This is a genomic window from Priestia sp. 3CA3, assembly GCF_056836725.1.
On record NZ_JBXENJ010000031.1, the window covers coordinates 1 to 7,417 of the forward strand.

Genomic DNA, 7,417 nt, shown 5'->3' on the forward strand with positions numbered 1-7,417 from the left:
CCTGAGCCAGGATCAAACTCTCCGAAGAAATGTTTGACTTGCTCAATTAAAAAATAAAATTTAACGTTGACGTTTGTCGCTTTGTTCAGTTTTCAAAGTTCAACCGTTGCTCTTAAGCAACTTTAAAATAATATCAAGTTATCAACTTGTTGTCAACAACTTTTTTTAAAAAATTAAACAGCATCTCTTTAAACGACGCTTTATAATAATAACCTTCTTTTAATATAAAAATCAATAGTTTTTTAATTTTTATATTAAAATATTATATAAAAATTAAATTATGCAAATTAGGATATAACTTAAAATTAGAATTCCAATGCGTTGGTGTTCGATTATTTATTTAAAACAATGAAGTTAAGGTACCATACCCATTAGTAAGCATGATAAAACAAAAAAAGCAAAAAGATTAATCTTTTTGCTCTAAATTAACTATTCTCTAAATTAAGGTGAAAACGATTAGCGTTTAGAATGGCAAGGTATATTAGGTACACAACGCGGAACGTCAGGTATACATCTTGGTATCTGTGGCATACAGTTTGGCACTTTAGGTAGACAATGCGGTATCTGTGGCATATAACGTGGAACATCTGGTATACATCTAGACATCATTTTAGTCCCTCTTTTCAATGTTGATTGATTTATTATATGTATAGATCTAAGGACAAGCTTGTACGCTTGTCCAATATCATAGAAATTTTTCTAGTTTAATATGTTAACTGAGATAAAAATAAACTTAGCGTGATTTCCTAAATCATTATAAGGAAGTTCTATTTTTATGTATATAATCAATTCCCTTAAAATCTTTCCAATCAACTCAATAATCAAAGATTTGCTGAAGAATGTCTTGATTCTTTGTTTAAATAAAGACTTTGTCCAAACCCTTTTAATAAGTCGTGAATATTCTATAAAAAGTGTTATTTTCAGGAGGGAACAAATGTTTAATTTATTAGCAATTCCTTTATCTGTTTCTATTATTATACTTCTATTCTATGCAGTAGAATATCTCGTCAAAATTTCAAAACAAAAACGGGTAGAAAAGATAAAAATCCAGCGCCTAAAAAATTCATCGCAACTATTTAGAATTAATAATGAAGCTATTAATAATGCAGACGCAGCTAATAACTTTCAAGATTCAACCCAAATTATTGTGAAATTTAAAGACGGAATCTGTTTTAAAAAGCAGAAGGATATTCACCGTAAAAATAAATGTATACTTGTACATCACAACAAAGATCTTGACTTCCAGGTCTTACGTTCCAATAAAAAAATTGATAAGTTGATTAAACTCTACAGTGAATTAAATGAAGTGGAATACGTGGAACCAGACTATACGTATAAAACCTCCTATACCCCCAACGACCCCTTTTTCCCTTATCAATACAGTCCTCAAAAAGTACAAGCCCCTGATGCCTGGGATGTTACTACTAGTAACGGAAATATAAAAATTGCTATTGTGGACACAGGAATTCAACTAAATCACCCTGAACTATCTATTAAGCTTTGGCCTGGCTACAATTTTGTAGATGGCAATCTAGTACCCAACGACGGTAATGGACACGGAACTCACGTAGCAGGCATAGCAGCAGCCCTTACAGAAAATGGTTTAGGAATTGCTGGAATGGCTCCATCGGCGTCACTAATACCCGTTCGGGCTCTTGACAACAGTGGAAATGGTCTTTTAAGCAATATCGCAAATGCAATTACCTATTCAACGAATGCAGGAGCAAAAGTTATTAACTTAAGCCTAGGTTCAACCCAAAGTTCAATTACTTTAGAGAATGCAGTTAATTACGCTTGGAACCAAGGATTAGTAGTTATAGCTGCAGCAGGAAATGAAGCTTCTAGTACCCCAACATACCCAGCTGCTTATCAAAATGTAATCGCTGTGGCCTCCACAGATAACAACGATCAAAAATCTGATTTTTCCAACTTCGGAACTTGGGTAGATGTAGCTGCCCCAGGTTCAACAATTTTGTCTACTTATATAAACAGCTATTACGCATATCTAAGCGGTACTTCTATGGCAGCTCCACATGTTGCCGGACTTGCAGCCTTACTAGCAGCTCAAGGAAAAACCAATCTTCAAATTAGAACTGCTATTCAATCCACCTGCGACGTGGTGCCAGGAACAGGATCATACTGGATTTATGGAAGAATTAATGCAAATCGAGCAGTTCGCCTTTAAAGAATTGATCTATTACGGCTGTCAACAATTTTATTCAACACAAATCTATAAAGGTTATAAAAAGCACTGAAAACCCGATTATTAGTGCCTTCTATATTACAAGAGAAAATTAACCGATCACCATGTACGTGTGTGTCTTCTAAATAAATCTATTGACCAAATACATGTATATCAAAATTTAAATACTAGGAGGATTAAATTGAACCTACAAGATATTAAGGGACAATACGATGTCATAATCAGTTTAGGTAGTGCTTGTAACCCTGCACTACAACTGAATCGATTAAATTTGCGAAGTTTTACCTCAAGTCCACTTGACTGGAGCTATTCTCCATATCTTTCAGACGTAAATAGACTACTTCAAAATAGATTTAATGGATTTATGCAGATTGAGAACATGAGTTTAGTAGATGACAGCGGAGATTATGTATATTTTAATGATAAAATGCTTAGATTTCCTAATCAAAATCTATATAAATCAACTAAATCTTACATTATACAGGATACTCACTACAATATCTTCTCAGCTCATGATTTTGCTATAGTTCCTAATAAAGATTGGACTGATATGTATCCGAAATTCACAAAAAATCTTAATTACAGAATTAACAGGTTTATGAAAAAGATGATGAGCAGTAAATCAATTTTGTTTATAAGGTGGGGAGCTAAATATGAGGAAGCAACTGAACTACAAAAAATCTTATCCTCTCTTACAAAAGCGCAGATTAGAATACTTATCCTTAATCCCGTAGACGGTATACAGACTCCTACCGAAGTTGACTGGGAAATTAATAATGTATGTATGGTCAATGTACCACACAATCCAAATAATGTTTCGACTTGGGACTATGTTCTAGATGGAATATTACTACGTCACTAGATGGGCGCCACATGGAAATATATCCCATTAAGTCCCAGTGTCTTTTTAACTAAGACTTTCTTATAAATATATAGTTACTTTGTCCAATCAAATGTACAAGGTTTAGCATTTACTATAATAGAATTGCTAAATAAAAAGGGATGATTATATTGAATTTACAGGATATTAAAGGATCTTATGACTTAATGCTAGGGCTAGGTAGTTGGTGTGGTCCCTCCCTTAATTTAAGAAGACACAATTGGAGAAGGTTTTCATTCCCTCTAGACTGGATGATATCTAATTCAATTGCTGATGTCAGTAGGTTGTTACAAAACAGATTTAGTGGATTTATGGACCTTGAAAACCTGCAGCGAACTGATGGATATGCTCATTTTCTTGATGACGGAGTCGCAATTTTCCCTGAAGAAGGTGGAACAGAACCGGTTAATGCTCACTTTATTCACGATATGCATTATAATATTATTTCTGTTCATGATTTTCCTATTATTCCAAATGTAGACTGGACTGTAATGTATCCTTCTTATAAGGAGAAGCTTAATCAACGTATCACGAGATTTTTCGAAAAAATTGAGAATAGCCCTTCTGTTTTATTTATTAGATGGGGAGCAGCTACTCCAGAAGAAGCGATAGAATTAAAAACCACATTATCAGAATTAGTAAACGGTCCATTTAATATACTACTACTTCAACCCTTAGACGGATTAAAAGGCGTAATAGATATGAACTGGACAATTGATGGAATTTGTTCAGTTCAAGTACCTCTAGACAACCCAAATGATGAAGCTGTTTGGGACTATGTACTGAGTGGATTAAGTATAACTAATTTTTGGGCGTAATTCCCACAACTATTTTCATACAATTTTATGTATTAAGAATAAAATTAAGCACCAAAGACCTTGTTTCTTTTTAAAAAGGAAGCAAGGTCTTTTCTGATTTTCAACCCCCTGTATTTACTCTTTAAATATTCGTACTTGACGGCCTAAAATATAAGATTTTAGCCACTAGAAGAGAACTTACAGAGAAAGATTTAAACATTGAACCACAAAAAAGCAGTCATCATTCTTATTAATTTAAAGAGGAGGGCTTATTATTTTAGACTTATCACTTTTTATTGGGAAGATTAATAGATTAGCCTATAGCAAGAAAAAAGGAAAAGCATATTTTAATAAATAAGGGGCCGAATGCGAATTAGGAGAGGGTAATTATGCTTATAAATAAGGTGAATAGGGTGTGTAAAGAATGAAAGTTATGACTATTTTGGGTACAAGGCCCGAAATTATACGTTTAAGCCTCATTATTAAAAAGTTAGATGAGTATGCTTCACAGCACGTTTTAGTGCATACAGGACAAAATTTCACTCCTTCATTAAGTGAGGTATTTTTTCAAGAGTTAAACATACGCAAACCAGACTATATATTGGCTAATCAGCAGCTCTCATTAGGTGAACAGTTATCGAAGATGTATAAAGAGCTCGAACAGCTATTTTTAAAAGAAAAGCCGGACAAAGTTTTAATATTAGGCGATACTAATAGTGGTTTAAGCGCAATTCTAGCAGAAAGAATGGGTATATCAGTCATTCATATGGAGGCTGGAAACCGTTGTTTTGATTTAGAAGTGCCAGAAGAAAAAAACCGCCGGATTATCGATGCAATCTCAAGCTTCAATCTACCCTATACTCCTCAAAGTAAAGAAAATTTAATTAAAGAAGGTATCCCCTCAAATCGTATTATTACTTCTGGAAATCCAATTAACGAAGTTTTAAAACATTATGAACCTGCTATAAAAAAAAGCAGCATTCTTGAGAAACTGTCCTTAAAAGAAAATGACTACTTTCTGGTTACAGCCCATCGTGCGGAAAATGTAGATCATGAAGATCGACTGTTGGAAATCATGAAAGGCATCAATATGGTAGCTGAGTTTTACCAAAAGAGAATAATATGTAGTATTCATCCTCGTACTAAATCTCGAATAGAAAATATTTCACTGCTAGAAGTCCATCCGTTAGTAGAATTTCATGAGCCTTTTGGTTTTTTCGATTTCGTAAATTTAGAAAAAAATGCTTTTTGTGTCTTAACAGACAGCGGAACAGTTCAAGAAGAATGCTGTTTGTTTTATGTTCCTACGGTAACTATTCGTAAAACAACTGAAAGACCAGAAACCATTCAATGTGGAAGTAACATGCTGTCAGGAATAGATGCTAACCAAATCTTGACTTGTGTTCATGTAATGGTGAACCAATTAAAAAATTGGTCTTACCCTGAAGGATATGGTGATGTAAATGTTTCAGACAAGGTAATTAAAGTTGTACTAGGAGGAATGAAAGGTGTTTAATAATAAGACAATTTTAGTAACAGGTGGCACAGGTTCTTGGGGGTATGAACTTGTTAAACAATTACTAACACATAACCCTAAAGAAATACGTGTTTTTTCAAGGAATGAATCAAATCAATTTACTATGAAGCAAGAATTTGATAATCATCCTAAGTTAAATTTTATTATTGGAGACATTAAGGAAAGAGAAGCACTAATTGAAGCGTGTCAAGGCGTAAATTATATCTTTCACTTAGCTGCTTTAAAACATGTTCCTGTATGTGAAGATCAACCAATCGAAGCCTTAAAAACCAACGTACATGGTACTCAAAATGTAATAGACGCAGCAATAAGCTGTGATGTAGATAGAGTAGTTTATATTTCCACTGATAAAGCGTCAAATCCAGCTAATTTTTACGGTTTATCAAAAGCAATGGGGGAAAGATTAATCATTCACGCTAACACATTAAATACTAAAACTAAATTTGTTTGTATACGTGGAGGAAACGTTCTAGGAACTAACGGAAGCGTTATTCATGTATTCAAGAAACAAATTCAAGAAAAAGGAAAAATCGGTATTACTGACCCTGGGATGACTCGTTTCTTTTTAACATTAGAGGATGCGATAAAGCTGGTTTTTAAAGCCACATTTGAAAGTCTAGGTGGGGAAATATTCGTCATGAAAATGCCCACTTGTCGAATTATTGACTTAGCAAATGTATTAATAGAAGCTTCTGGAAAAGACAAGATTGAAATTGAAATATTAGGTATAAGACCTGGAGAAAAAATTCACGAGCTTCTGTTATCCGAATATGAAAGCGCAACAACTGTTACTTATGATGATGAGTATTATGTGATTCTACCTCCAATTTATATTAAAGGCTTAAAAGAATATTATTCAAACTATGCTCAAGTAAACTTAGAAAAATATGATTCAAGTAAACAAGTGATTAGTAAAGAGGAAATTAGAGAGATGTTGCTGAAAGGCGGGTTTATCTAAATGAAAGTACTAATTCTTGGTGGAAAAGGAATGGCAGGGCATGTAATTACTAAATATTTTATACAGCATACAAATCATGATGTTTTCTGTACATCAAGAGACCCGAAAGATAAAGATGCTATTTACTTGGATGTAACTGACTTTAAGCATGTTGAAGAGACTATAGAATCTATTAAGCCCCATGTCCTCATTAATTGTATCGGAATTTTAAATGAACACGCTAGTCATAATCCGATGCGTGCTTTTCAGGTAAACAGCCTACTCCCACATCAGTTGGCTAAATTTGTTGAACGTCATCAAGGAAAATTAATCCATATCAGTACAGATTGTGTTTTTTCAGGGGCAAGAGGAGATTATACAGAACATGATGTTCCGGATGGTACCTCTGTATATGCTCAATCTAAACAGCTTGGTGAAATTATTGACGAAAAGCATTTAACAATCCGCACCTCTATAATAGGACCTGAGTTAAAGGAGAATGGCATTGGCTTATTTCTGTGGTTTATGAAACAAAAGGGTACCATTAAAGGCTATAAAAAAGCATTATGGAATGGAGTAACAACATTAGAATTAGCTAAATCGATTGACTTCTTCTTAGAAAATAATACTTCCGGACTCTATCATTTGCACTCACCGAAAAAAATATCAAAGTTTGCATTACTAGAATTGATTAAAGATATCTTTAAAAAAGATGATGTCAAAATTATTCCTAATCAGGATGTAATATTGGATCGTACTATTATTAGTACTCGGACAGATCTTTGTTATCCAACTCCTAGTTACCAACAGATGTTAATGGAGCTGAAAGAGTGGATGTCAAAATAAATAACACTAACTATGAGTAAAAGAAAAACATGATAAAATGAGAAACACTAAAAATGATTTCTTCTTTATTGTATTATGATAAACAGATAATAAAATTCATTGTATACTTCTACAAGAATAAGAATAGACAGCTAGACTATTTCTATAAAAATAGCTTAGCTGTCTATTCTTATTCTAATTTATAGTAAAATGAAAATAAAGTTACATTAGAGATTAG

Annotated in this window: 6 protein-coding genes; all 6 read left to right on the forward strand. The window is 33.3% G+C overall.

Annotated elements, in window-relative coordinates:
- Positions 1-934 precede the first annotated feature (934 nt).
- The 6 genes from AC1VNJ_RS26705 to AC1VNJ_RS26730 all read left to right on the forward strand — a co-directional run bounded on the left by AC1VNJ_RS26705 (position 935) and on the right by AC1VNJ_RS26730 (position 7,200).
- Entirely contained in the window at positions 935-2,185 is a 1,251-nt protein-coding gene (locus AC1VNJ_RS26705; RefSeq protein ID WP_098627425.1) for a S8 family peptidase, read from the forward strand.
- 199 nt (positions 2,186-2,384) lie between these two features.
- Positions 2,385-3,065, forward strand: a complete 681-nt coding sequence (locus AC1VNJ_RS26710) for a DUF1796 family putative cysteine peptidase (RefSeq protein ID WP_482641623.1) — start codon at positions 2,385-2,387, stop codon at positions 3,063-3,065.
- Between the two features lie 185 nt (positions 3,066-3,250).
- A complete protein-coding gene (locus AC1VNJ_RS26715) occupies positions 3,251-3,901 on the forward strand; it encodes a DUF1796 family putative cysteine peptidase (RefSeq protein WP_306460856.1) in 651 nt (216 codons plus the stop codon).
- 403 nt (positions 3,902-4,304) lie between these two features.
- A complete protein-coding gene (gene wecB / locus AC1VNJ_RS26720) occupies positions 4,305-5,396 on the forward strand; it encodes a non-hydrolyzing UDP-N-acetylglucosamine 2-epimerase (protein WP_098627428.1) in 1,092 nt (363 codons plus the stop codon).
- Complete coding sequence (locus AC1VNJ_RS26725; RefSeq protein WP_048022242.1) at positions 5,389-6,375, forward strand: polysaccharide biosynthesis protein; 987 nt, start codon at positions 5,389-5,391, stop codon at positions 6,373-6,375. The genes wecB and AC1VNJ_RS26725 overlap by 8 nt, the downstream gene beginning before the upstream one ends.
- Entirely contained in the window at positions 6,376-7,200 is an 825-nt protein-coding gene (locus AC1VNJ_RS26730) for a dTDP-4-dehydrorhamnose reductase family protein (protein ID WP_048022240.1), read from the forward strand.
- Positions 7,201-7,417: the final 217 nt, after the last annotated feature.